This window comes from Flavobacterium sp. 270 (assembly GCF_004368785.1).
Classification (GTDB): domain Bacteria; phylum Bacteroidota; class Bacteroidia; order Flavobacteriales; family Flavobacteriaceae; genus Flavobacterium.
In genome coordinates this window covers 714,281-740,146 of record NZ_SODM01000002.1, presented here as the reverse complement: position 1 = coordinate 740,146, position 25,866 = coordinate 714,281, and the positions used below count along the sequence as shown (strand labels likewise).

Annotated in this window: 22 protein-coding genes; 15 read left to right on the top strand and 7 right to left on the bottom strand. The window is 31.9% G+C overall.

Translation table 11 applies throughout. The features are described 5' to 3' along the window. Window positions 1-181: 181 nt before the first annotated feature. Together EV144_RS10555 and rpiB are read left to right on the top strand one after the other, a co-directional pair. Window positions 182-415 carry a putative signal transducing protein gene (locus EV144_RS10555; protein ID WP_134148607.1) on the top strand — a complete coding sequence of 78 codons (234 nt, stop codon included), beginning with the start codon at window positions 182-184 and terminating at the stop codon, window positions 413-415. Window positions 416-1,203: 788 nt separating this feature from the next. Continuing rightward, on the top strand, window positions 1,204-1,635 hold the full coding sequence (rpiB, locus tag EV144_RS10550) for a ribose 5-phosphate isomerase B (protein WP_134148605.1): 432 nt from the start codon (window positions 1,204-1,206) through the stop codon (window positions 1,633-1,635). Window positions 1,636-1,779: 144 nt separating this feature from the next. Here rpiB and EV144_RS10545 read toward each other — a convergent pair whose 3' ends face one another. Beyond that, complete coding sequence (locus EV144_RS10545; protein WP_134148603.1) at window positions 1,780-2,049, bottom strand: DUF1294 domain-containing protein; 270 nt, start codon at window positions 2,047-2,049, stop codon at window positions 1,780-1,782. Window positions 2,050-2,166: 117 nt separating this feature from the next. On the opposite strand from EV144_RS10545, the gene EV144_RS10540 reads away from it, so the two are divergent. Next, entirely contained in the window at window positions 2,167-4,290 is a 2,124-nt protein-coding gene (locus tag EV144_RS10540; protein ID WP_134148602.1) for a Tex family protein, read from the top strand. 83 nt (window positions 4,291-4,373) lie between these two features. On the opposite strand, the gene EV144_RS10535 is transcribed toward EV144_RS10540, so the two are convergent. Continuing rightward, window positions 4,374-7,850 carry a T9SS type A sorting domain-containing protein gene (locus EV144_RS10535; RefSeq protein ID WP_134148600.1) on the bottom strand — a complete coding sequence of 1,159 codons (3,477 nt, stop codon included), beginning with the start codon at window positions 7,848-7,850 and terminating at the stop codon, window positions 4,374-4,376. 142 nt (window positions 7,851-7,992) lie between these two features. After that, on the bottom strand, window positions 7,993-8,175 hold the full coding sequence (locus tag EV144_RS10530) for a twin-arginine translocase TatA/TatE family subunit (RefSeq protein WP_134148599.1): 183 nt from the start codon (window positions 8,173-8,175) through the stop codon (window positions 7,993-7,995). A 210-nt stretch (window positions 8,176-8,385) separates the two neighbouring features. On the opposite strand from EV144_RS10530, the gene EV144_RS10525 reads away from it, so the two are divergent. The 8 genes from EV144_RS10525 to EV144_RS10490 are packed head-to-tail and all read left to right on the top strand — an operon-like array spanning window position 8,386 to window position 17,835. After that, the gene (locus EV144_RS10525; RefSeq protein WP_134148597.1) at window positions 8,386-8,889 is read left to right on the top strand and encodes a peptidase; all 504 of its coding nucleotides are present in this window, start codon (window positions 8,386-8,388) and stop codon (window positions 8,887-8,889) included. 11 nt (window positions 8,890-8,900) lie between these two features. After that, complete coding sequence (locus EV144_RS10520) at window positions 8,901-10,385, top strand: GH3 auxin-responsive promoter family protein (RefSeq protein ID WP_134148596.1); 1,485 nt, start codon at window positions 8,901-8,903, stop codon at window positions 10,383-10,385. Between the two features lie 41 nt (window positions 10,386-10,426). Beyond that, window positions 10,427-12,106, top strand: coding sequence for a DUF6909 family protein (locus tag EV144_RS10515; protein WP_134148595.1), 1,680 nt, complete (start codon window positions 10,427-10,429; stop codon window positions 12,104-12,106). A gap of 9 nt (window positions 12,107-12,115) precedes the next feature. After that, window positions 12,116-13,108, top strand: a complete 993-nt coding sequence (locus EV144_RS10510; protein ID WP_134148593.1) for a hypothetical protein — start codon at window positions 12,116-12,118, stop codon at window positions 13,106-13,108. 38 nt (window positions 13,109-13,146) lie between these two features. Continuing rightward, the gene (locus EV144_RS10505; RefSeq protein ID WP_243854651.1) at window positions 13,147-14,451 is read left to right on the top strand and encodes an oligosaccharide flippase family protein; all 1,305 of its coding nucleotides are present in this window, start codon (window positions 13,147-13,149) and stop codon (window positions 14,449-14,451) included. A 1-nt stretch (window position 14,452) separates the two neighbouring features. Beyond that, window positions 14,453-15,481, top strand: coding sequence for a glycosyltransferase family 2 protein (locus tag EV144_RS10500; protein WP_134148590.1), 1,029 nt, complete (start codon window positions 14,453-14,455; stop codon window positions 15,479-15,481). Window positions 15,482-15,494: 13 nt separating this feature from the next. Further along, window positions 15,495-16,559 (top strand): hypothetical protein, encoded by a 1,065-nt coding sequence (locus EV144_RS10495; RefSeq protein ID WP_134148588.1) that lies wholly within the window; start codon window positions 15,495-15,497, stop codon window positions 16,557-16,559. 37 nt (window positions 16,560-16,596) lie between these two features. Then, window positions 16,597-17,835, top strand: a complete 1,239-nt coding sequence (locus tag EV144_RS10490) for an O-antigen ligase family protein (RefSeq protein ID WP_243854650.1) — start codon at window positions 16,597-16,599, stop codon at window positions 17,833-17,835. Here EV144_RS10490 and EV144_RS10485 read toward each other — a convergent pair. Further along, the gene (locus EV144_RS10485) at window positions 17,804-18,880 is read right to left on the bottom strand and encodes a glycosyltransferase (protein WP_134148584.1); all 1,077 of its coding nucleotides are present in this window, start codon (window positions 18,878-18,880) and stop codon (window positions 17,804-17,806) included. The genes EV144_RS10490 and EV144_RS10485 overlap by 32 nt on opposite strands. Before the next feature lie 166 nt (window positions 18,881-19,046). On the opposite strand from EV144_RS10485, the gene EV144_RS10480 reads away from it, so the two are divergent. From EV144_RS10480 to EV144_RS10470, 3 genes are read left to right on the top strand one after another with little or no spacing between them, the layout of a single operon-like run. Continuing rightward, a complete protein-coding gene (locus EV144_RS10480) occupies window positions 19,047-20,030 on the top strand; it encodes a UDP-glucuronic acid decarboxylase family protein (RefSeq protein ID WP_134148582.1) in 984 nt (327 codons plus the stop codon). Between the two features lie 45 nt (window positions 20,031-20,075). Beyond that, on the top strand, window positions 20,076-21,434 hold the full coding sequence (locus tag EV144_RS10475; RefSeq protein ID WP_134148581.1) for an undecaprenyl-phosphate glucose phosphotransferase: 1,359 nt from the start codon (window positions 20,076-20,078) through the stop codon (window positions 21,432-21,434). After that, the gene (locus EV144_RS10470; protein WP_134148579.1) at window positions 21,434-22,201 is read left to right on the top strand and encodes a glycosyltransferase family 2 protein; all 768 of its coding nucleotides are present in this window, start codon (window positions 21,434-21,436) and stop codon (window positions 22,199-22,201) included. The genes EV144_RS10475 and EV144_RS10470 overlap by 1 nt, the downstream gene beginning before the upstream one ends. Before the next feature lie 87 nt (window positions 22,202-22,288). Here the strand turns inward: EV144_RS10470 and EV144_RS10465 are convergent, their stop codons facing one another. Both EV144_RS10465 and EV144_RS10460 read right to left on the bottom strand, forming a co-directional pair. Beyond that, complete coding sequence (locus tag EV144_RS10465; RefSeq protein ID WP_134148577.1) at window positions 22,289-22,819, bottom strand: ORF6N domain-containing protein; 531 nt, start codon at window positions 22,817-22,819, stop codon at window positions 22,289-22,291. Window positions 22,820-22,859: 40 nt separating this feature from the next. Then, window positions 22,860-24,170: a phenylacetate--CoA ligase family protein gene (locus EV144_RS10460; protein ID WP_134148576.1), complete on the bottom strand. Its 1,311-nt coding sequence runs from the start codon at window positions 24,168-24,170 to the stop codon at window positions 22,860-22,862. A gap of 132 nt (window positions 24,171-24,302) precedes the next feature. On the opposite strand from EV144_RS10460, the gene purD reads away from it, so the two are divergent. Then, window positions 24,303-25,577, top strand: coding sequence for a phosphoribosylamine--glycine ligase (purD, locus tag EV144_RS10455; RefSeq protein WP_134148574.1), 1,275 nt, complete (start codon window positions 24,303-24,305; stop codon window positions 25,575-25,577). Here purD and EV144_RS10450 read toward each other — a convergent pair. Beyond that, window positions 25,569-25,799: a DUF6341 family protein gene (locus EV144_RS10450; RefSeq protein WP_134148573.1), complete on the bottom strand. Its 231-nt coding sequence runs from the start codon at window positions 25,797-25,799 to the stop codon at window positions 25,569-25,571. The two genes, purD and EV144_RS10450, sit on opposite strands and share 9 nt — an antisense overlap. Window positions 25,800-25,866 lie beyond the last annotated feature (67 nt).

Below are 25,866 nucleotides of genomic sequence, written 5' to 3'. Positions count from 1 at the left end.
AAAGTTTAAAATTACAAATAAGATATCAGATTACAGATTTTAACAAATAGAATTATTAAAATTATAACTTTAAAAAACTGCTTTTCATTCATTTTAAACAATTTACGAGACCCATATATTAAAATTATTGCTTTTTCAACTTAAATGCTGCTCATTTCGTATCTTTATAAAAATACCTTTTATGGAAAGCTTTAAAACGATCGCTAGATTTTATTACGATCACGAAACAGTTATTCTCAAACACTTATTAGAGCAGGAAGGAATTCCATATTTTTTTGAAAACGAAATGACGCTTTCTGTCGTACCAATGTATTCTGCAGCCCTGGGTGGCATTAAACTCAAAGTTCATCCAAACGATTTCGAACAAGTTCAGGAAATTCTGGACAATCTTAACAATCCTCTCAAAATTGTCTGAATCAACTAAATTTCAATTCAAAAATATTTTTTTTCGATTTTCAACTTTAATAGTTTTCAACATATATTATATACAACAAAAAAGATTTTTAAAAATTTAAAAAAATTTGTTGGTTATTATAGTGTGTTAATATGTCGAATAAATTTATTTTTAAAAGTATTGAAATGAAGTTTTACTTACTTATCGGGAGTTATCAACATAGTTATATTTAGTTAAATGATTAATTTTTAAGCCTTTTTCAATTTTAATTAACAACGGTTAACAACCAAAAAACAATTCATTTTGTAGATAAGTTGATATGTTGATTTCTGTTGAAAATAGCATTTTTGATATTGATAACTTTTCTAAAAATTCCTCAAACTTTATTAGGATTTTTAATTCCAGTTTTGGATTAGGTTTTTTTATGATACAACCAAAAAAAACTTCTAATTTTCTTTCTTTACTTATTAACAATTCGTGTTAATTTAAAGTTAACTGAATATCAACGATTTAGGTTTTAGTATTAACACAATAAAAATTTAACAAAAATCTTGTTTATTATTTATTGATAATCAGGTTCTTATATACTTATCAAAATTGTTAATAACTGATAAAGGTTTGATATGATGTGAATTATGAATTGATGTTTTTGTTGCCACGAATTGCACGAATGTACACGAATTATAACTGTGATTTTAATAATGTTTAAAACTATTGATTAAAAAAGAAATTAGTGAAAATTAGTGTAATTCGTGGCAAGCATTTATTTATTAAGTAAATTTGTGCCACAGAACTTAATAGTATTAAAAATGAAAATTTCGATTGGAAACGACCACGCCGGACCAGAATATAAAAAAGCAATTGTTGAAATGCTGAAAGCTAAAGGATATGAAGTAACCAATTACGGAACAGACTCTGAAGATTCTGTAGATTATCCTGATTTTGGACACCCGGTTGCAAATGATGTATCGGAAGGAAAAGCTGATTTTGGAATCGTAATCTGCGGAAGTGGAAACGGAATCGCTATGACGGTTAACAAACATCCAAAAGTGAGAGCTGGTTTATGCTGGACTAAAGAAATTGCGTATTTAACACGTTTACACAATGATGCAAACATTGTAAGCATTCCGGCACGTTATACATCTATTCCACAAGCGGTTGAGATTGTTGAAACTTTTTTAGCTACAGCTTTTGAAGGTGGAAGACACCAAAACAGAGTGAATAAAATCGCTTGCTCGTAAAAAGCCAAAAAAAATCGGGTGCTACGCACCAATATAAATAAAGAAGCCGGGCGGATTTTTAAAATTTACCTGGCTTCTTTATTTTAAAAAACTATATATCAATTATTTAAATGTTGTTTTTGGAGTTATTAACATTGTTAATATCTACTTTTTATAAGTAAATATTAAGTATGCAACAGCAACTTGAATCAAAATAATTCCTGCAAATTTTGCAATAAAAGAAAATTTACTCGTTTTATGAGTAAATAAAAACATTGCTGTTAACAACCCAATTGTTCCGCCGATAAAGGCAAGGAAAAATAAAGTATTTTCTGGGATTCTGCGTTTTTGTTTGATAGCCATAGACTTGTCAAACCCAGCAATAGCAAACTCGAAAACATTTACGACTAAAAAATATATTAATAAAACTTTCATTGGCTAAAAAAATAGAAACAAAGATATTATTTTAGCCTCCCGAATGATTAACTGTTTAAGGTTTTAAACAAACAGATTAAGTCATTTTATAATCAAGAAATTATCTCATTTAAAGCTATGACTAATATTCAATTCATTGCCAAGTCTGTACCAACAGCAGCGGTTAACATTCAAAACACAGTAAAACTTTTAGAAGAAGATTGTACGATTCCGTTTATCTCTCGTTACCGAAAAGATACGACCGGAAATCTAGACGAAGTTCAGATTGAACTGATTGCAAAACTTCATAAAGAATATGAAGCGATTGTAAAACGTAAAGAAGCGGTTCTAAAATCTATTGAAGAACAAAAAGCGCTTACGCCAGATTTGAAGAAAAAAATTGAAGATAGTTTTGATTTACAAGAAATTGAAGATTTTTACCTTCCGTATAAAAAGAAGAAAAAAACAAAAGCCGATGTTGCCCGCGAATTTGGATTGGAACCTTTGGCAAAATTAATTATGTCTGAAAGTGATGTTGATATTGATTTTCTTTCGACTCAATATCTTAATGATAATGTGGTAAATGAAGAAGCGGCAATTCAGGGCGCAAGAGATATAGTTGCCGAATGGATTAACGAAAATATATACGTTCGTAAACAACTAAGAAGATTATACCAACGCAAAGCTACGATTGGAACTAAAGTCGTAAAAAAGAAAGCGGAAGAAGAAGGAGCGCAAAAATTCAGTCAATATTTTGATTGGGATGAAAATTTGACAAAAGCGCCTTCACACCGTTTGTTGGCCATGCTTCGTGCAGAAAACGAAGGTTTTGTTAAGATGAAAATTGATGTTGATATCGACGATGCATATGACGTTATTGATGAAATTATCATTAAAAAACAAAATAATACAACAGCGCATTTACAATTAGCGATCGAAGACAGTTTTAAACGTTTATTGAATCCGGCAATTGGAAATGAAACTTTGCAGGAAGCCAAAGCAAAAGCCGATGCCAACTCGATTCAGGTTTTTGCCAACAATTTAGGTCAGTTATTATTAGCACCGCCGTTGGGAGAAAAACGAATTTTAGCAATCGATCCAGGTTTTAGAAGCGGTTGTAAAGTAGTTTGTCTTGACGAAAAAGGAGATTTATTATACAATGAAACCATTTATCCGCACGCGCCTCAAAATGAGGAAGCAATGGCAATAAAAAAAATCCGCTCGATGGTAAATGCGTATCAAATAGATGCGATTTCTATCGGAAACGGAACAGCTTCTAGAGAAACCGAATTTTTCATAAAAAAAATCGCGTTCGACAAACCGCTGCAGGTTTTTATAGTTTCTGAGGCCGGAGCTTCGGTTTATTCGGCATCAAAAATTGCGAGAGAAGAATTTCCTAATTATGATGTAACGGTTCGTGGTTCGGTTTCAATTGGACGTCGACTTTCAGATCCGTTGGCCGAATTGGTAAAAATAGATCCAAAAGCAATTGGAGTAGGACAATATCAGCACGATGTTGACCAAACCAAACTAAAAGAAGAATTAGACAGTACTGTAATTCGCTGCGTAAACTCGGTTGGAATTAACATTAACACGGCAAGTAAACATTTACTAAGTTACGTAAGTGGAATCGGGGAGAAGCTTGCCGAAAACATTGTACAATATCGTTCTGAAAATGGCCCATTTGAAGATAGAAAACAACTTAAAAAAGTACCACGTTTAGGAGACAAAGCGTATCAGCAAGGTGCGGCGTTTATTAGAATTTCGAATGCAAAAAATCCGCTGGATAATTCTGCAGTGCATCCAGAGGCATATCCGGTTGTAGAGAAAATGGCAAAAGATTTGAATCTTTCGGTAAACGATTTAATTGCAAATAAAGAGAAAACAGCCTTAATTAAGGCCGAAAAGTATATTACACCAGAAATTGGTTTGCTAACGCTAAAAGACATCATAAAAGAGCTTGAAAAACCGGGATTAGACCCAAGAAAGTCAGCAAAGGTTTTTGAGTTTGATGCAAATGTAAAATCAATCAAAGATGTCAGAACGGGAATGATTTTACCGGGAATTGTAAATAACATTACCAACTTCGGTTGTTTTGTTGATATCGGAATCAAAGAAAGCGGTTTAGTTCATATCTCTCAATTGAGAGCTGGTTTCGTAAGTGATGTAAACGAAGTGGTAAAATTACACCAGCATGTTGATGTAAAAGTTACTGAGGTTGATGAAGATAGAAAGAGAATTCAACTTACTATGATACTTTAAAAATTTTAATATTTAAATTCCAAATTCTAAGATTATTAAATAAAAAAGTCCAAAATTTTTTGGACTTTTTTATTTAATATAAATTACTTTTTAATTACTTTTTTGATCGAAGATCCTAATTCATTTGAAATTTCAAATAAATATACACCAGCAGCTAAATGTGAAATATTAACTATTGTAGATCCTGCTTTCAATTCTTTTGAAAGGACGAAATGTCCATTCATATTAAAAACCTTCAAATTTGCATTATCAGATGCATTCATTTCAATTGTGACAAAATCTTTGGTTGGGTTTGGATATAATTTTAGGGAATTTTCTAAGTCAAAATCTTTTGTTCCAAGAGTTTTGACTTGATAGCAAGTGCTTGTTACAGAACATCCATTTTTAGTAACTTCTACAGCGTAATTTCCAATTTTAATAGGAGTAAAAGAAATTTTATTTTCGTTTGGAATTTCTATAAATGAACCATTATTGCATTCAAGCCATTTATATGTCGCTTCAGTTTCAGTAGCTGTTAAAATTCCTGCATTAATAGTAACCTTTACATCAAGTCTTTTTACAGTAACAATTTGTTTAGCTGTTGCAATATTACCACTACCATCCTTAACAGTCCAAGTAACTGTTGTGTTACCAACAGGAAAAGTAGATGGAGCATTATTGCTAACAATAGCCACCGTACAATTGTCAGTGGTTACTGGATTTTCTAATACAACGTCAGCTGTTGTACAAATTGTATTTATAACAACAGCAGCAGGTGACTTTATTGTTGGTAAAGCAATGTCTTTTACCTTAACGATTTGAGTTGCTGTTGCGATATTATTGCTATTATCTTTTACAGTCCAAATAACGGTTGTATTTCCCACAGGAAAAGCTGTTGGAGCATCGTTAGTTACAGAAGCAATGGAACAATTATCAGCAGTTATTGGATTTCCTAATACTACTCCGTTTGAAGTACATCCTGAAGATATATTTACAGAAACATCTACTGGTGCAGTTATTGTTGGTTTTTCAGTATCTGGAATTAAAGTTATTTCGAAATTTTCTGTTATTATGGTTAAATCTGCATCGGTTACTTTACAGGAATAATCGCCAAGAGCTAATCCAGTAATTTTAGTTGTTGTTGCTCCATTCGACCAAAGATAAGTATAAGGGCTTCTACCTCCATTAGTAGTTATTGAAGCTTCTCCCGAAACTGTTGTGCAGGTTATGTTTGTTGGTGTAATTTTTGAGATTAAGGGTGTGGCAATATAATCGCCTTCTAATCCCATAATATAAGCAGACCTATTGTTTTCATTATATGTAGTAAATATTCCAGCCAATATTATTTGTCCATCTGGCAGAACTTTAATTGTACGAACATTAGAATCAGAATTAAAATTTCCTATCGCGCGATTAAAAACAACATCATGACTTCCGTCAGTATTTAATCTGGCAACACGATTTTGAACAGAGTTTTGATATGTTGTAAATTCTCCACCGACAATTATTTTATCATCAGCTTGAATTGCAATCCCCAGAACATGAGAATTAAACCCAGTACCAGTTTTAAATGAATCATCCTGACTTCCGTCAGTATTCAAACGAATCAAATATTTTTGTGCTTTACCTTGGTAGGATGTAAATATCCCACCTACAAGTAATTTACCATCTTTTTGAAGTGCTAAAGAATTTACCGGATAATTAAATCCAGTTCCAATATTAAATGAATTGTCTTTGCTTCCATCAGCATTTAACCGAATTAAAAAATTTTGATTCAGCCCCTGAAATTTTGTAAATTCTCCTCCTACAATTATTTTACCGTCTTCTAGGAGAACTATTGATTCAACCACATAATTAAATCCAGATCCAATATTAAAAGATTTATCTACGCTTCCGTCAGGATTTAAACGGATAAGCTTACCATTTGGAGATTGATTATATTGCCAAAAATCACTGGCAACAATTATTTTTCCATCTGGTTGCAGGGCAATTGCATGAACTTTATCGGTTCCAACCGAACCATCAAATCCACCTCCGATATTAAATGAGGGATCTTTACTTCCATCTGGATTTAGTCGAATTAACTGCTTTTGACTAACACCTTGAAAAGCGGTAAAACCTCCTCCAGCGATTATTTTTCCATCTGGCTGCAAGGCAATAGCTTCAATAGCAGACACCCCCCCCCAATAATTAAAAAAACCGGTGCCAATATTAAATGATCTATCAATAGTGTTGTCTGAATTTAAGCGTACAAGACAATTTTGAGGAGTTTGTTGATAATTAGTAAATTTGCCTGCAACGATCATTTTTCCGTCCGTTTGTTGAACTATTGCATTAACAGGATTGTTAAATCCATTTCCTGTTTGCACAGTAATATCCCTGCTTCCATCATTATTTATAGATACAAAATTATTTACAGTAATATCTTTGTAGCTATCGAAATATCCCCCGGTTAATATTTTTCCGTTTGGTCGAACAACAATAAAATTAATACGATCTGTTTGGCCTATTCCGTAACCAGTTCCTACATCAAAAGAATTATCTTTGGTTCCATCAGAATTTAGACGAATCAAATGATTTTGAGAAATTCCTTTATAGGAGAGAAATCCACCACCCGCAATTATTTTACCATCAGGTTGTAAACCTAAAGCTGTTACAGATGGAGCAAAACCAAAACCCGTTAAGATATTAAAAGTAGAATCTTTAGAACCATCAGAATTTAAACGTACTAGTCCATTTTGAGAATTAAAATCAAATCTCATAAAATAACCACCCGCTACAATCTTTCCATCAGGCTGTATTAAAACACTATTTACAGTATCATCAAATCCTGCAGATATGTTAAAAGAAATATCTTTACTTCCATCTGTGTTCAAACGAATTAAACGATTTTGTGATGCTCCCTGAAATTTAGTAAATTTTCCACACACTAATATTTTCCCATCATTTTGTAAGACAATTGAATTTACAGTAGAATCAAATCCAGTACCAATATCAAATGAAGCATCTTTAGTTCCATCAGCATTAAGACGTATCAAATATTTATTTGCTACTCCCTGATAACCTAAAAACCCTCCACCAATTAAGATCTTACCATCATTTTGTTTAACCATTGAAAGTACCGTAGAACCACCGTTTGGATTATCCATAAATCCAGTTCCAATATTGAATGAAGTATCTTTACTTCCGTTCGAATTTAAACGGATTAGATAATTTTGAGGAAATCCTTGAAATTTGGTGAAAACGCCGCCAACAATTATTTTTCCATCGTCTTGCAGAATAATTGAAGACACATAATTAGCATACATTGAGTTGCTAAAACCACTGCCAACACTAAAACTAGTATCTTTTGTACCGTCAGGATTTAAACGAATTATATTATTAGAAACCTTGTCTCCTCTATAAGAGCTAAAGGCACCGCCAATTAATATTTTCCCGTCTGGTTGTATTGCCGTAGAAAAAACATTTCCATCTGAAAATCCTTGATATGAGCCGTATTCACGTTTAACATTTGTTGGATTTTGAGCAGATAATGTAAAGAATTGTATAAAAAGAATTAAAAAAAGTAAAGTTTTTTTCATAAAAGTAAATTTCAGCAAATATATAAAAGATTAGATACAACTTTTTTCATTGTAAAAAGACTCCTAAAATTATTAAAACAAAAAAATCCCAAGCTACAATCATACAATTGTAGCTTGGGATTTTTAATAAGTTTAAAAGTTATTATTTAACTTCTTCCTCTTCTTTCTTTACTGCAGGAGCAGGTTGATCGTCTTTAGCAGCGTTTTTGAATTCCTTAATTCCGCTTCCTAAACCTTTCATTAATTCTGGAATTTTTTTCCCTCCAAAAAGTAATATCACAATACCTACTATTACGAGGATTTCTGTAAGACCTAATCTTCCCATGACTGTATATATTTATGCCGAAGCAAATTGTTTTCTTATTTTACTGCAAATGTATATAGAAATATACGAAGTAAAAGTGTTTTTGGTTTAAAATCTTCTTTTTTAGGTGCGTTAAATATTTTATAAAATCATAAATTTAGCACATTCATAAAATTCTCACAAGCATCAACAATACGATTAATCACTATATTTGCTCCTATTACTAAGAATATGACGAAGAAAAAGAAACAAAATTTCAGAAGAAAATTATTTACCAAAAGCCGGTTAATAATTTTAAATGAAGATACTTTTGAAGAGCGATTTTCGTTCAAACTCAATATGATGAATGTTTTTGTGACATTTACTCTGGGAGGTATTTTTTTAATATTAATTACAACATTCATCATTGCTTTTACGCCTTTGCGCGAGTTCATTCCGGGATATTCTTCTTCTGAATTAAAACGAAATGCAACCGAACTTGCCATAAAATCAGATTCATTAGAAACCGCTTTAAGAAAAAACGAAGCCTATATAAAAGGGATTCAGAAAGTATTAAGAGGCGAACTCGAATATGCAAAATTCAATAAAGATTCTATTCTGGCAGAAAAAGAAGAAACACCAGATGTAGACATGAAAGTTACTGATGAGGAAATTAAATTAAGAGAAGAAGTAGCTAAAATAGAAAAGGAGTCGAGCGAAAAACCTCGTGATAAAAATAAAAAAGACAAGAAGTAATACCATAAAAGATGTCTATTAAATCAGTAGCGGCAAAAATATTTGCGCGCAGCATATATAACAAAACACAAGTTTGGGCTCAAAAACCGGTAGAAACACAGCAGAAAGTTTTTAAGCAGTTAATAAACACTGCAAAAGAAACACAATTTGGTGTTGATCATCATTTTGATAAAATAAAAGATGTTGCTGATTTTAAGAAAAATATTCCCGTTCGCGATTACGAAGATCTTAAACCTTATATAGATAAGGTAAGAATTGGAGAAAAAGATATTTTATGGAAAGGAAAGCCACTTTATTTTGCTAAAACATCGGGAACAACTTCTGGCGCCAAATATATTCCGCTGACCAAAGAATCAATGCCAACTCACGTTAACGCTGCACGTAATGCCATTTTACATTATATACACGAAACGGGAAAGGCGGATTTTGTTGATGGAAAAATGATATTTTTACAAGGAAGTCCAATTTTAACCGAAAAATACGGAATCAATTTTGGAAGACTTTCTGGAATCGTGGCGCATTTTGTTCCGAAATATTTACAGAAAAACAGAATGCCGTCCTGGGAAACCAATTGTATTGAAGATTGGGATACCAAAGTAAACGCCATTGTGGAGGAAACCATAAAAGAAGACATGTCTGTTATTTCCGGAATTCCGTCTTGGGTTCAGATGTATTTTGAGCGATTACAGGAAAAAAGTGGAGGAAAAAAAATAGGCGAAATATTCAAAAACTTTAATTTGTTCATTTACGGAGGAGTAAATTACGAACCTTATCGCGCAAAATTTGAAAGCATGATTGGTCGTAAAGTAGACAGCATAGAGCTGTTTCCGGCGTCTGAAGGATTTTTTGCTTATCAGGATTCTCAAAAAGAAAAAGGAATGCTTTTATTATTAAATTCAGGTATTTTTTATGAGTTTATAAAAGCCGATGAATTCTTTACAGAAAATCCAAAAAGCTATACGATTGGCGAAGTTGAAACCGGAGTAAATTACGCTTTGATTGTTTCTACAAATGCAGGTCTTTGGCGTTATAATATTGGCGACACCGTACAGTTTACGTCTTTATCGCCCTATAGAGTTATTGTTTCGGGGCGTATTAAACATTATATTTCTGCTTTTGGCGAACACGTAATTGCCAATGAAGTCGAAAATGCAATGAAAGAAGCAACTGCAGAAACAAATATTGTAATAAACGAATTTACTGTTGCACCTCAAATTACGCCAGCCAGCGGATTACCCTATCACGAATGGTTGATAGAATTTGAAAATGAGCCAGAAAACATTCAGGCTTTCGCCGAAGCTATAGACGATTCAATGCGAAAGCAAAACATTTATTACGACGATTTAATTACCGGAAATGTGTTGCAGAAAGTAGTTATAACCAAAGTTTCTAAAAATGGATTTCAAGAATACATGAAATCGCAAGGAAAATTAGGCGGACAGAATAAAATTCCGAGATTGTCGAATGATAGAAAAATTGCAGATAATTTAAAATAGAAAAAACAACTTATATTTATAAGTTCGAAAATATAAAAAGAATGAAAGAAACCAAACATATATCAAGATCAAGAGCTCAGGAATCATCTGCAGCGATAGAAAAAATGTACATTACAATGCGCCACTTATTTAACCGTGGTTTTTATAAACCAATGGGTGTTTCGGGCGATAGTTTGCGTGAGTCATTATTGGCTTTGCGCCCGGAAATTTACGGAAATATTGGCGAAGAAAAAGTAGAATTAAACGGACTTCTATACGTTATAGAACGTCTTCCGATAGGAATTGAGCAATGTCGATTTATTAATTTAACTTCGGATGAAGGATATTCTAAATCTCATTTTAAAGCGATTGTTCCTCCAAAAAGAAGAAGAAATTGCTACCGAATTGACGAAGAACAAATGAATGTTGAGATCACGCGCGGAAGATCTGATATTTATGATATTCTGACGCATTTGACTTTTATTTTCATCGAATCGCACAAAATAAAAAACAGAGTTCTCGTTGATGACGGCGGAGAAGTTTCACGTGATTGGATGAAATTGGAGCAAGCTGTAATGCAGACCAAAAAACTTTCTTTAATAGAAAAAGAAAAAGCAATTTCGCACGTTGCCAATATTTTAGCCAGAACTTTTGAAGAAGTTTTAGATATCTATGACACTTTTGGTTCTGAGGATGCACCAGACCGTTTTCTTCATGTAATTTACTGGTTGGGAAAACTAGCGATCGAAGAAGTAATCGACAGTAATAAGCGTACGATAACTTTTAGTCCCGTTTTAAGAGAACGTTTAGGACACCACATACACGGAGAGATTTGGGCAACCAATATCAAAGAGGTTTTAAAAACAAATAATCTTTTAAAACGTCCGATACACGTAATAAGTGCCAACATGCACAGTGTAATGAATTCTCTTTTTGCAACGCCGTTGTTAAAAACAAAATTCAAAGACAAAACAGATTTCTTTATCTATGAAGAATTAAGCAAGTCCGGCGCCAAAGACACAAGAAATGTAGTAGAAGAACTGGCGCTTAAAAACGGAATGATTTCGATTTTAGATACTTCTGGAACCAATATTGATGTTCAGATTTTTGATACCGAAAAAATTGACTGGAAAAAAACAGCTTTTCCAAATGCAGTATTAGACGAAGAAAAACCGGTTATTATTGTAATGGATTATGCGTTTGGCGAGCAGGCGTATGAGACAATCGATGAACTTTTAAAACCATTTAAAAAAGATACTTTACTCAATGTAAAATCGGTTTCTATAATGGGTAAAGCCGGAATTTTGGAAGGCGGAAAAGGCGACATTATGATTCCTACGGCGCACATAAACGAAGGAACGGCTGATAATTATTTCTTCGAAAATGAATTAACAGGCGCTATGTTTGAAGGAAATGACATCGCAGTTTTTGAAGGCGCAATGGTTACCGTTTTAGGAACTTCATTGCAAAACAGAGATTTATTAAAATTCTTTCACGAATCGACTTGGGGAGTAATTGGTCTTGAAATGGAAGGTTCATATTACCAAAAAGCAATACAATCGGCATCAAAAATTAGAAAAAGTGTTCCGCACGATATTAAAGTAAGATATGCGTATTACGCATCTGATAATCCTTTGGAAACGGGAAGCACATTGGCTTCTGGCGGACTGGGAACTACGGGCGTAAAACCAACATATTTGATTACAATTAAGATTTTGGAACAAATTTTCAATATAAAATAAAACCAATAAATGAGTACAAAACTACCGCAAAAAGACACAGATCAGGAAATTGATATTTTTCAGCTTTCCAGAAGCATTGGAGGTTTCTTTGAGAGACTAAGCGCTGCTATTTTTAGATCGATTCAGTTTTTTGTCCGCAACTGGATTATTGTTCTGGTTCTGGTAGTACTCGGATTTGGGTTAGGATGGTATTTAGATTCGCATAAAAAAACCTTTCAAAATCAGCTTATTGTAAGACCAAATTTTGGAAGCGTTGATTATCTGTATTCTAAAATTGATTTAATTCAAGCCAAAATTGTTTCTGGAGACACAGTTTTCCTAAAAAATGTTGTGGGGATTTCGCATCCAAAAAGCATTAAAAGAATCGAAATTAAACCCATTGCCGACGTTTATAAGTTTATTGAGGACAATGAACAAAACTTTGAGCTTATAAAGTTAATGGCTGAGGTTGGCGAAGTAAAAAAAGTCCTTGAAGATAATGTAACGAGCAAAAACTATACTTTTCATGCCATTTCTTTTGTTTCAAACACAAATGTGAATGAAAAAGAAATGGTTGAACCGTTATTAAAATACCTAAACGATTCCGAATATTTTAAAGCAATCCAGAAAATAGGATTTAAAAATCTGCAACAGGAAATTACCCAAAACGACACGATAATTGCTCAGATTGATAATGTTTTAAATGGCTTTTCGAGCACCGTAAAAAACAATACAAAAAGCGATAAATTAGTGTATTACAATGAAAATACACAGCTAAACGAAATTATAAAAACCAAGCAGAAGTTAGTTAAAGAACAAGGAGAAAACAGATTAAAACTAATTAGTGCCGATAAAACAATCAAAGAAATAGACGCGTCTTTAAACATAAATGACACGAAAATAGTAAGTGGTATTTTTAAATTTTTACTGCCAATTTTTTTCCTTTCTATTTTTGTTTTTATCAATTTGTTTCAGAAATTTTATCGTCGCCAGCTTTTAAAATCACAGATAAATAAAGTTTAAAAAACAATAATTTTATTCTTTAACATCATGAAATTCAATTGAAAACAAATAGCATTTTTGAGAAAATCTCCAAAAACTCATTTTTAAAAAGAAGCTTAAGCACTTTGGTTTTAAGAATTCTTGGAGTTCTTTTGTTATTTGGTTTTACCATATTTTTGACAAAATCCTACAGTCCAAAATTAGTCGGACAATATGATTTTGCGCGATCTTTTCTTTTGGCCGCCAGCAGTATTTGTCTTTTAGGTTTTGATCAGTCTATTTTATATTTTAAAGGAAGATTGGCAAGTCTGAATGCGCTTGAAGAATTGAAAAATATTTATATCAAAATGATCCTAATGCTCATTTTGACTTCGGTAATTGCTTTATTAATTATTTATTTAATAGATGAAAAAGTAGTAAACAACTACTTTTCTGATCAGGACGTTTATTCTATATTTCTAAAATCTGCCGCAACCTTATCTTTTTACGGAATTTCGACTTTAAACACAGAAGTTTTCAGAGCATTAGACAAATTATATGTAGCAGAATTGTTTAGAAATGTTCTCAAATATATTCCGTTGATAATTGGAGCCGTTGTCTTATTTTATTGGCATCAGGAAACTTATTTAGTAGATGTTTTTTTACTCGGTTATGTAGTATTGGCATTCATTAGTTCTGTCTTAGTTTACAAATACTTTAGAACTACGGCACAAATTATAGTCACAGAAAAGATTTCGCACAAAGAAGTATTTTTAAAATCGTATCCAATAGCGATCAGCGGTATGGCGATATTTTTATTGATGTGTTTTGACATTATGTTTCTGAAGAAATATAGAGACGATGAAACTGTCGCTTTTTATTCTGTTGGAGTAAAATTAATGACCATTGTTTCGGTTATTGTTGTTACAATAAATATTACAGTATCAACAAAAATAGCAGAACTTTTTTCGAGTCAAAAAATGGAAGAACTCAACAAAACAGTTCGAAACAGCGTACGTTTAATTTCGGGAATTACATTTCCGGTAATATTCTTTATGTGTATTTTTTCAGAAAAGGTTTTGTCTTGTTTTGGGCATCAATATATTGTAGCAAAAGAACCGTTTCTAATTTTAATAATTGGTCAGGGAATTTGTTCGGCTTTTGGTTCTGTACCCGTTTATCTCAACATGACGGGAAGACAGCACATATTTCAAATCGTTTTAATTATTGCAGTATTAATTAACTTTGTTTTAAACCGATTTTTAATTCCAATTTACGGAATGAACGGCGCTGCAATTGCTTTTGTTTCGGCTTCTTTTTTCTGGAATTTTGTTTCGGCAGTAATCATTTATCAAAAAGATAAAGTAAAAGTTTTTTTGCATTAAAATGGAAGAAATAAAGACTCAAAACCAAGCCGTTTTTTTCAGCATTATAGTTCCCGTTTATAATGTTGAAGATTATCTGGAACAATGTTTAGACAGTATTGTAAGTCAAAGTTATACTGATTTTGAACTTCTTTTAATAAACGACGGATCTACAGATTCATCGTTAGAAATCTGCAAAAAATACCAAGAAAAGCATCAGCAGATTATTATAATTGATAAAGAAAACGGAGGTTTATCAGACGCCAGAAATGCAGGTTTAAAAGCAGCAAAAGGAGATTATATTATTTTTTCTGACAGTGATGATTATTGGGTTGGAAGCGATGTTTTGTTAGATCTTAATAACTTGATAAAAGACTCAAATCCAGATATAGTTATACACGAAGAAAGTCGTTTTTTTTCTGCGAATGATGTAAACTGTAAATACAATCAGCAATTTTTAAAAGCCAAAAAAGGAAGTTTTAAAGAAGAAGCGGTTCATCTGGTTTATTATGATTTATATGCCGCCGCCGCGTGGGACAAAGTAATTAGAAGAGCTATTTTAACAGACAATAATTTGTTTTTTACTTTAGGAAGAAAATCAGAAGATATAGAATGGACAGCGAAGCTGATGTATTATATCAATACATTCAGCGTTTATTCCAAATCGTTTTATCATTATCGCCAAGCCAGAAAAGGTTCGATTACAACGTCTGTAAACGAAAAACACGTCATGGATATTTATGAAATGATAAAACACGGTTTACAAGAAGAAAAAACAAATTCTGAAAAACTGAATCTCGCGATAGAAAACTTTTGGGCGAGCAATTATATTGTAATTTTAAAAGAATTTTATGTGCTGTCTTCTAAAATGCAAAATGTGATTTGGAACGGTTTAGTTTCCTGGAAATATTTACTGCAAAGAGATCGAAATTTAAAAGTAGATAAAGTAATGAATTTTTATAAATATCTGAATTTTAAATCTTTGATATTTTTTTTAAACGGATACCGCATAAAAACTACTTTCTCTAAAAGATATAGAGCATCAAAATAATTATTAAACGAATATGCAAATTTTAATCAAAAAAAGTACTGCAGCATTTTTGCTTATCGCTTCGGCCAATTTGGTTGTCGCTTTTTTGGCTTTTTTTGTTTTGCCTCCAAAATTTTTCTATGATTCGGCGATTTTGGTTTATGATAAATACAATGAAATAGGCTATTTTGGAAGTTATCCGCTAACTATTTTGTTTTACAAAATTACAGGTTTAAGATATTTGCCATTTCCTATAATTGCATTAATTCAATTTCCAATATTACTCTACATTTTATATAAAATCGGGATTCCGGATAATTTTGAGCGAGTAAACGTAAAGAACATTTTAGTGTATTTAGGCATACTTATGATCGCTGTTTTTGTATCCATGCCATCAAAAGAATTCGTGACATTTCTGTATGTTTCTCCAATTGTTTTTATGTGTTTAAATGCTCAATTTTCATTAAAAAAGACAATCTGGTGCACCATTTTACTATTAATAATTTTTGGAGCCTTTTATCGCCCTTATTATGCCTTAATTCCGATAATTGGCGGCGGTATGTATTTAATTAGTTTGATAAGCTTCAAAAACAAAACCATAACCACTATTTTTTATGGTTTGCTGATTGCTGTTTTTTTGTCCTTTAGTCATGGCATTATAAAAGGAAAATACCTTTCTGAAGTCAGCCGGGAATTAGTTAATAACGATAGAATTGGATCTGCAGATGCTAATTCCATGATTGTTTCGCCCGTAAAAACAGATACTTGGTATGGAGAAACTATTGGAATTTTTTATGGATTTTTTACGGTCAATATTCCTGTAAACGGTTTAAAACATATCTTTTCTCCGCAGATTATTATATTTATAATCTGGCAGCTTTTGTTATTTTATATCTTGCTTGTCAGGTTTTCAAAATGTTTACAAAACAGGAAAAAATATCCAAAAGAACTTTTAGTATTGCTGATAATTTTTTCGTTCTTTATTGTGCAAGGTGTTTTCGAACCGGATTTAGGTACAGCAGTTCGTCATAAAATAGGCATATTTCCATTAATTTATTTTGCATTATACTATGAATCTTTCCGAAAAGAACTTCAATAAAATTTTCAATATATTTTTGTGTATCATCGCCATTTTGATGATTTTCAGAAAACCGTGTTCCTTTATTATTATTGTTTTTGGAGTATTTAATCTGTTGTTTGTTAAACGATTAAAATTTACCAAAACGAGCCTGATTTTAGTACTTTGTATAGCATCGCCGCTTTTGCTGGAAATATTATTTTTTTGGAATAATGATTCTTACTCAAAAGGATTAAAAGCACTTGAGAAAAGCACTTCGTTATTGTTATTTCCACTTTTTATTATAGGAAATTATCAACGCGTTAATTTTCTAAAAACAGTTCAGATTTATTGTATTGCGACCACAATTCTTATTTTATTTTTCCTGATACGATTTACAGTCATTTTTCCGGAATTAATTACAAAATACCTAAACGGAATTGACTTATTTGAAATAGGTTATAAGTTCTCGGACAGTATTGGCATACACGCGCCGGCATTAAATATGCATTTGGCTTTTGTATCGGTCTGCGCCTTGTATTTTGTATTTTACAGCTTTATAAATAACGAAATAACGATTTCTAAAACATTTCGTTTCGTAGTATTCCTGTTGTCGTTTTTCTTTGTTCTATTTGTAAATACCAGAATTGCGTTGATTGGTGTTTTGCTCGGATATATTCTAGTAGTTTCTTTTGCAATTAAGACCAGAATCAACATTAAAAAAATGGCATTAATTGTTGTAACAGCCATAGTTTTATTGGGAGGAATCTTGTTTATCTTCATTCAGAAAAATCCTTACATGAAAGAGAAATACTCAAAAGTAACATTTGCTTATATGGATAAAGTAGGGAAGCTGGATGAAATTGATCATCCCGAAATTAAAGTATTTAATTCTTTAGTAACCAGAGTTTCGGTTTGGAAATCGGCTTGGGAATTGTCTGTAAAAAACCTGCCTTTTGGAGTTGGCGCTTCTGATGGAAAACCAGAATTAAACAAATATTTTGCCGAAACAAACCAGCATTTTTTGGCTAAATATGAATTTCCGACGCACAACCAGTTTCTTGATTTTTTATTGAAGTTTGGCATTCTAGGTCCAATTGTCGCTTTATTGTATATGCTTACAATTGCTTATTTCGGCTATGATTTAAAAAACGCGCTTATACTTTCGTTTTTTCTCATCTTCTTCATTTGCAATTTAACAGATGATTATTTGCTTCGTTTTGATGGAATTGCGTTTAGCGGTTTATGGGCGTCTATTTTCGCCAGTTATTGGATGCAGCAAAAAGTTATTGTTTATAAAGAGCAAGAAGCTGTTTAAAGTTTTGATTTTTATCGAATAATTCCTGACATCTTTTAAAAGCATTTTTGCCAAAAGAAACTCTGGTTTGATTGTCTTTTAAAATTTCAAAATAAGAATCGAGTTCCTCAATAGCATCAAATAAGAATCCTGTTTCCTGATTTAAAACCAAATCTTTATTTCCTATAATATTGGTAGCTATTACAGGTTTTTCTAAAACCATTGCTTCCAGAACTGCAATTGGTAAACCTTCCCAAAGAGAGGTTTGCATATAAATATCAATAGTATTTAACTCTTCGAAGACCTTTTTTTTATCTAAAATCCAGCCTGTAATCCGAATATTTGGTGCTGTAATTAAAGCATTTAATTCGCCATTACCAATCCAGACAAAATCGAAGTCGGGAAAACGTAAAGCAATATCATTAAACAATTTAGGATTTCTTGCCGCGGTGATTCGACCCAGAATACCAATTGTTAATTTAGAATTTTGATGAGGTAAAAAATGATGTCGGATTTCAGGAATATCAACTCCATTGCGGACTAATTTTGCCGGCCCGATTTTTTTTGCAATTTCAAATTCAGTATCGCCGCAAGCAATTATTGTTCCGCCAAAAATACGCTGAAAACTGTTTTCGATTATCGAATACAATTTTTTTGATTTATTCGAAATATCAGTTCTCAGAAAAGCATAACCATGAGGCGTATAGAAAAGTTTCTTTTTTTTGAATAAGAAAAAATAAGCTATTCTACCCAAAACACCAGCTTTTGAAGAATGAAGATGAATGATATCCGGATTAATTTTTCGAAGTTCCCGGATTAATTTAAAAGTTGATTTTAAATCCTGAAAAGGAGCAATTTCCCGCGCCATGCTGATCGATATTAGCTGAACGCCCGAAGAAAAATCTGTTTTTACTTTTTCAGGATCAATGCTTTTTCTGTTACCGCTGTAAATAACAGTAGTTTCTACAGCAGTATTTATCTCTTCGTCGCCAAAGAAAGTCGATAAATCTTTAAAATAGGTATATACACCACCTTCTAGTGCTTCTACAATATGTACAACTTTCAAAACAAATCAATTTAGTTTCGTAAAAATAGAATAAACCAAATTAAAAACGAATTAAAGTTTGCGCTCCCTTTTACTAAAACATTACACAATTTAAAAGGCGGATATTTTATTACATTTGTGGATATTTGCAGTTATTACCAAAAAACAAAGGTTCAATATAATTATTATGAAAAGAATACTCATTACCGGTGCGGCAGGTTTTTTAGGATCACATTTATGCGATCGGTTTATCAAAGAAGGATATTATGTTATCGGAATGGATAATTTAATTACGGGAGATCTTAAAAATATTGAACATTTATTCAAATTAGAGCATTTCGAATTTTACCATCACGACATTACAAAATTTGTTCATATTCCGGGCGAATTAGATTATATCTTGCATTTTGCCTCTCCGGCAAGTCCGATTGATTACTTAAAAATTCCAATTCAGACCTTAAAAGTAGGTTCATTGGGAACACATAATTTATTAGGTTTAGCAAGAGTAAAAAAAGCTAGAATTTTAATCGCTTCGACTTCTGAAGTTTACGGAGACCCGTTAGTACATCCTCAAACCGAAGAATATTATGGAAATGTAAATACAATAGGCCCAAGAGGTGTTTATGATGAAGCAAAACGTTTTCAGGAATCTATAACAATGGCGTATCATACTTTTCACGGCGTAGAAACCAGAATTGTTAGAATTTTTAATACTTACGGACCAAGAATGCGTTTGAATGACGGACGTGTAATTCCGGCATTTATTGGTCAGGCACTTCGCGGAGAAGATTTAACGATTTTTGGCGACGGTATGCAGACACGTTCTTTTTGTTATGTAGACGATCAGGTAGAAGGGATTTACAGATTGTTGCATTCTGATTATGTATATCCGGTAAATATTGGAAATCCTGATGAAATTACAATCAAAGATTTTGCAGAGGAAATTATAAAACTAACAGGAACAAACCAAAAAGTAGTATATCATCCGCTTCCAATAAACGATCCGTTACAACGTCAGCCAGATACAACAAAAGCAAAAGAATTATTAGGCTGGGAAGCAAAAGTAAGCCGTTCTGAAGGAATGAAAATTACATATGATTATTTTAGATCACTTTCTAAAGAAGAACTTTCTAAGGAAGAACACAAAGACTTTTCAAATTATATAAAATAGCATAAATAAAAAGAAAACGCAGGCGTAACTAACTTTAAAGCGGTGGTGCAAATAGGAAGATACTCAAAATATATCCGGCCAATTAGTATATTAATCGATTTGGTTATAATTGCAGTTATAAGCTATTTTGTATTTAACACGCAAGTTTCGAATGTTTTAGTATTTATTATTTATCAATTTGTAGTTTGGGGTTTAATCGCTTTTTCAATAAAATTTTATGATGTTTACAGGTTTACAACGCCATTAGAAATTGCTTCAAAAATTTTTAAGCAAGGAATTCTTTTTCTTTTGGCAGTAATTTCTTTTTTTCCGTTTTCAAAACAAGCGGTATTTAGCGAACGTGATATCGCAATTTTCATATTTGTGTTGTTATTATTGGTCACGGTATTTAAGTTTTCGTTGTTTTTTTATCTAAAAAAATATAGAATTATAACCGGCAGTAATTACAGAACCGCAGTTATTGTTGGCTTTACGCCAGAGGCAATGCGATTGAAAGATTTTTTTGAAACAAGAAAAGATTACGGATATCGATTTCTTGGTTTTTTTTCTGATAAAAAAACAAATCAGGAAATTACAGGAAAGCTGGCAGATTTAAAACCGTATGTAATTGATAATTATATTGATGAAATTTATTGCTCTCTAAACGAAGTATCGAATAGTTTCCTGAAAGATCTAATTGATTTTGCAGACGAAAACAATAAATCGATAAAGTTTATTCCCGACACAAAAGAGATTTTTTCGAAGAATTTGAAAATTGATTATTACGAATTTTTTCCTGTATTATCTTTAAAACAAACGATGCTGAACGAACCGGCAATAAAATTATTTAAAAGATCTTTTGATGTTGTTTTTGCTATTTCAGTAATTGTTTTTCTCTTGTCGTGGTTATATCCGCTGTTGGCAATTTTAATAAAATTAGAATCTAAAGGCCCTGTGTTTTTTAAACAAGGCCGTCCTGGAATAGATGAAAATGAATTTGTGTGTTATAAGTTTCGTTCTATGAAAATGAACAAAACACCAGAAACAGTAGCATCAAAAGATGATCCGAGGGTTACAGTAATCGGCAGGTTTATGAGAAAGACAAGTGTTGATGAATTGCCGCAATTTTATAATGTTTTAATGGGCGAAATGTCTGTTGTTGGCCCGAGGCCACATCTTTGGTCACAAAATAAAGAATACGGAAACAGCGTAAAAAAATATATGATACGCCATTGTGTTAAACCAGGAATTACCGGATTGGCGCAGGTAAGTGGTTTTAGAGGCGAAATTACCATAGAAAGAGATATGATAAACCGAATCAAGTTTGATATTTTTTATATTGAAAACTGGTCTCTTTTTTTAGATTTAAAGATCATTTCTCAGACCGTAATAAATATTTTTAAAGGCGATAAAAAAGCATACTAATGAGCGAATTGGTTTCTATTATAATACCAACCTATAATACTGAAAAGTTCATTACTGCAACTTTGCAATCAGTTCAGAATCAAAGTTATCAAAACTGGGAAATGATTTTGGTCGATGACGCTTCTACAGATCAAACTGTTTCTATAATTGAAGAATTTGCTCAAAAAGATGATCGAATAAAACTATTTAAATTAGAGAAAAATTCAGGAAATGGTTTCGCCAGAAACATAGCTTTAGAAAAAGCAGCCGGAAAATATATCGCCTATCTGGATGCCGATGATTTGTGGTTTCCCGAAAAGCTGGAAAAACAAATTCAGTTTTTAAAAGATAATAATCTACACTTTACTTTTAGTTTTTATGATTGTATTGATGAAGAAGGAAAAGATTTAAACAGAAGGGTAGAAGCGCCATTAAAGCTAACTTACAATCAATTATTTTTCTGCAATTATGTTGGCAATTTAACTGCAATTTACAATGCAGATTATTTTGGAAAAATCATCTTACCAGCTTCTCAAAAAAGACAAGACTGGCGATTGTGGTTGACAATTCTAAAACAAATTGGAGAAACAAAACCTGTTCCAGAACCTCTAGCGTTTTACAGAATTAGAAAAGATTCAATTTCATCTTCAAAATTCAAATTGATAAAACATAATTTTGGTGTTTATAGAGAATTTCATGGATATAACTTGGTATTTTCTATTTTGCTGATGATGAGGTTTTTGTTTACGCAATTGGTGATTAAGCCGAAATATATTAAGAGGAATTAATATTTATGTTTAAGGTCACAAATTGTGACCTTAAAGAATACATTTACATTATCATAAAATTTGAGGTCACAATTTGTGACCTCAAATTTATTTTTTATACCCAATTTTCACTCTATCCGTTTCATTTTCTTTCTTCTCGGTTAACTCATCAAGATAAGAAAAAACCAATTCTATATTTTTATCATGATTTTCTAATTTTTTCTGAATCTGAAGAATATCGACTTTTATTTCAGTTGTATCCAAAAGCATTTGTCTCACTTTTGTAAAAATTCGCATGATCTGTATATTTGTTTGAATGGCTTTGTCGCTTTTTAAGATACTTGAAAGCATTAGTATGCCATGTTCGGTAAATACATAAGGAAGATATTTTAAGTTTGAACCTCTTCCATTCTTCAAGGTCGCAATTTGCGACCTTGAAGAAATATATTCATTTTCAGTAAGTTGAAACATAAAATCTTCAGGAAATCTAGATAAATTCCTTTTTACTTGTTCATTTAGTCTTTTTGTTTCAACACCATAAAGCATTGCCAAATCACTATCCAGCATCACTTTTTGTCCGCGAATAAAATATATTTTGTTAGAAATTGTTTCTTCAGAAAGTAAAGAATGATGATCCATAAGTTTTTAAATAAAAAACAAATGTAAGATTTTATTTATATTATAAATATGATTTAAATTGCTTTAGTTTTCCACTTTTGCCTCTTTCGAGTTTTTCTTTTCGAATGAAAATGTACTTTAAATTAGGCTCTAAATATGTTTCAAATATCTTTTCAATTTTTGTGATTTCAAAGGTATTAAGGGTGGTTTCACTAGTGTATTCTATTTCAAAAACGTCCGTTTCGACTTGTTTTATTATAAATTCTTTGACATTTCCATCATCTCCAAAGATTTTTTTGGTAATAGAATAAAAAGTCATTCCCGGTGATTTTTTGCCACTTGGCAGAATAGCAATATCGCTGGTTCTCCCAATTAATTTTTTTAGAATAGGTTTATTTGGTGTACTTTTTTCATCCAAAATACCATAATCACCAACCTCATATCTTATAAAAGGATTTGCTTTGTTGTATAAACTTGTTATAATAATACGCCCTTCTTTTCCGTAAGGCACAGGTTGATTCTTTTCGTCTAATATTTCAACAAATAATGTTTCAGTATTGATTTGCCATTCTCCATCAGAATTTTCAAAAGCAATAACGCCTAATTCTGCTGATCCATATTCATTAACTATAGGAACGCCCAACTGTTTTTCTAATAGTATTCTATCTTCTTCGAAAAGCATTTCAGACGTAACAACGCAGGCTTTTAATGAAGGACAGATGTCGACAAGTACCTTGTTGTTTTTCTGTAAATACTTTGCCATCAAAACGACATTAGTGGTATAGCCATTTATATAATCAAATTTATTTTTTTGAAATTTTGATAATATTTTTTCTAATGCTTTATCCGACAAATCAAATATTGTAAAACGATATCTACGGCTAAAAAAATCTTTTATCCGGATTTTTTTATTGTCTAAAAAATTTAAAGGCATACCGTAAAATCTACCTTGATAGGAATGGTTAAAATCAATTTTATACCATAAAAAACGTCGAGTAATATCTGCCCATGTAAGTGCATGTGAAAATTTGTCCCGTGCAAAAACCATTGGATCACCACTAGAACCGGAGGTTTTATTTGTATAAATATTTTTTAAAGAAAACCCATTTGAAAGCCTTTCGGATAAAGGTCTTTGCAAATGCCTTTTACTTAAAACAGGTAAATCGGACCAATTTTGATAGGAATCTATATGTGCTAATTCTTTGTAAAACGCATTATTATTTAAATGAAAATTGACAATTTCTTTTTTTCGCTGTTCATTAAAATCATCAAAATTTTCATTTGGAACAGCAATTATTGTTTGCAATTTTAATTTGGCTTTCTTTAGAGGATAACCATTTAGTTGTAGCGCTAAGTCAAAAATTTTAAACATCGAAGGACTAATTTCCTCAAAAATAATATTTAGCAACCATTATTAGGGATTAAAAGTTAACTTTTTAAGATTTAATTATTTTTTACGTGTAAAAGCAATTATTTTTGCACCACAACTAAAATACAACAACACATGACAATTTTATTATTGGGATCAGGCGGAAGAGAGCATGCATTTGCATGGAAAATGATTCAGAGTCCGCTTTGCGAAAAACTTTTTGTTGCACCAGGAAATGCGGGAACGGCTGCAATTGCCGAAAATGTAGCAATTTCTCCAACCGATTTTGAAGCAGTAAAAGCACTTGTGCTTAAAGAAAATATAAGTTTAGTAGTGGTTGGACCAGAAGATCCATTGGTAAAAGGGATTTACGATTATTTTAAAAACGACGAAAGTCTAAAAAATATCCCAGTAATTGGACCATCAAAATTAGGTGCACAATTAGAAGGAAGTAAAGAATTTGCAAAAGAATTCTTGATGAAACATAACATTCCAACTGCAGCTTATGACAGTTTTACTGCTGAAACAGTAGAAAAAGGATGTGAGTTTCTGGAAACATTACAACCTCCGTATGTTTTAAAAGCAGATGGTTTGGCAGCAGGAAAAGGTGTTTTGATTATTCAGGATCTTGAAGAAGCGAAAACAGAATTAAGAAATATGCTGGTTCATGCCAAATTTGGAACTGCAAGTTCTAAAGTGGTAATCGAAGAATTTTTGGATGGAATTGAATTGAGCTGTTTTGTTCTTACAGACGGGAAAAGCTATAAAATTCTTCCAACAGCAAAAGATTACAAACGTATTGGAGAAGGTGATACAGGATTAAATACAGGCGGAATGGGAGCTGTTTCTCCAGTTCCTTATGTTGATGCGGTTTTAATGGAAAAAATTGAAACACGTATTGTAAAACCAACAATCGAAGGTTTCCAAAAAGACGGAATCGAATATAAAGGATTTGTATTTATCGGTTTGATCAATGTAAAAAATGAGCCAATCGTTATTGAATACAACGTAAGAATGGGTGATCCTGAAACTGAAGTTGTGGTACCAAGATTAAAATCTGATTTGGTTGAATTGTTTTTGTCTGTTGCAGACGAGAAATTAGGAGACTTCAATTTAGAAGTTGATCCAAGAAGCGCAACAACAATTATGGTGGTTTCTGGCGGATATCCAGAAGATTTTGAAAAAGGAAAAACAATTACTGGTTTAGAAACAATTACAGATTCTATCGTTTTTCACGCGGGAACAAAATTAGAAGACGGAAAAGTTCTAAGTAACGGAGGACGTGTATTAACAGTAACGTCTTACGGAGACGATTTCCAACAGGCCATAAAAAAATCTTACCAAAATATAGATAAACTAAATTTTGATAAGATGTATTTTAGAAAAGATATTGGCTTCGACTTACTTTAAGAAAGAGTGAGCAGTAGTATCTTGGTTTTCTGTTCCGGCATCATCAAAAATGCGTAATTGTTTAATCCAATAAATGATTGCGCTTGCACAAATAATCATAAAAATCCAGTTGATAGTGTTAGCACCAAACCAAGTACTACGTTCTAAATGACGTAAAAAATCAAGAGGAGCGAATAAAATGTTAACGAATAAGTATTGTATTCCTTCAAAAAAAGCTGTCATAATTTATAAAATTATATGTTATTTATTGTTTTGTAACGCATTGAAGTTAAAATTCAATTTATAGAAT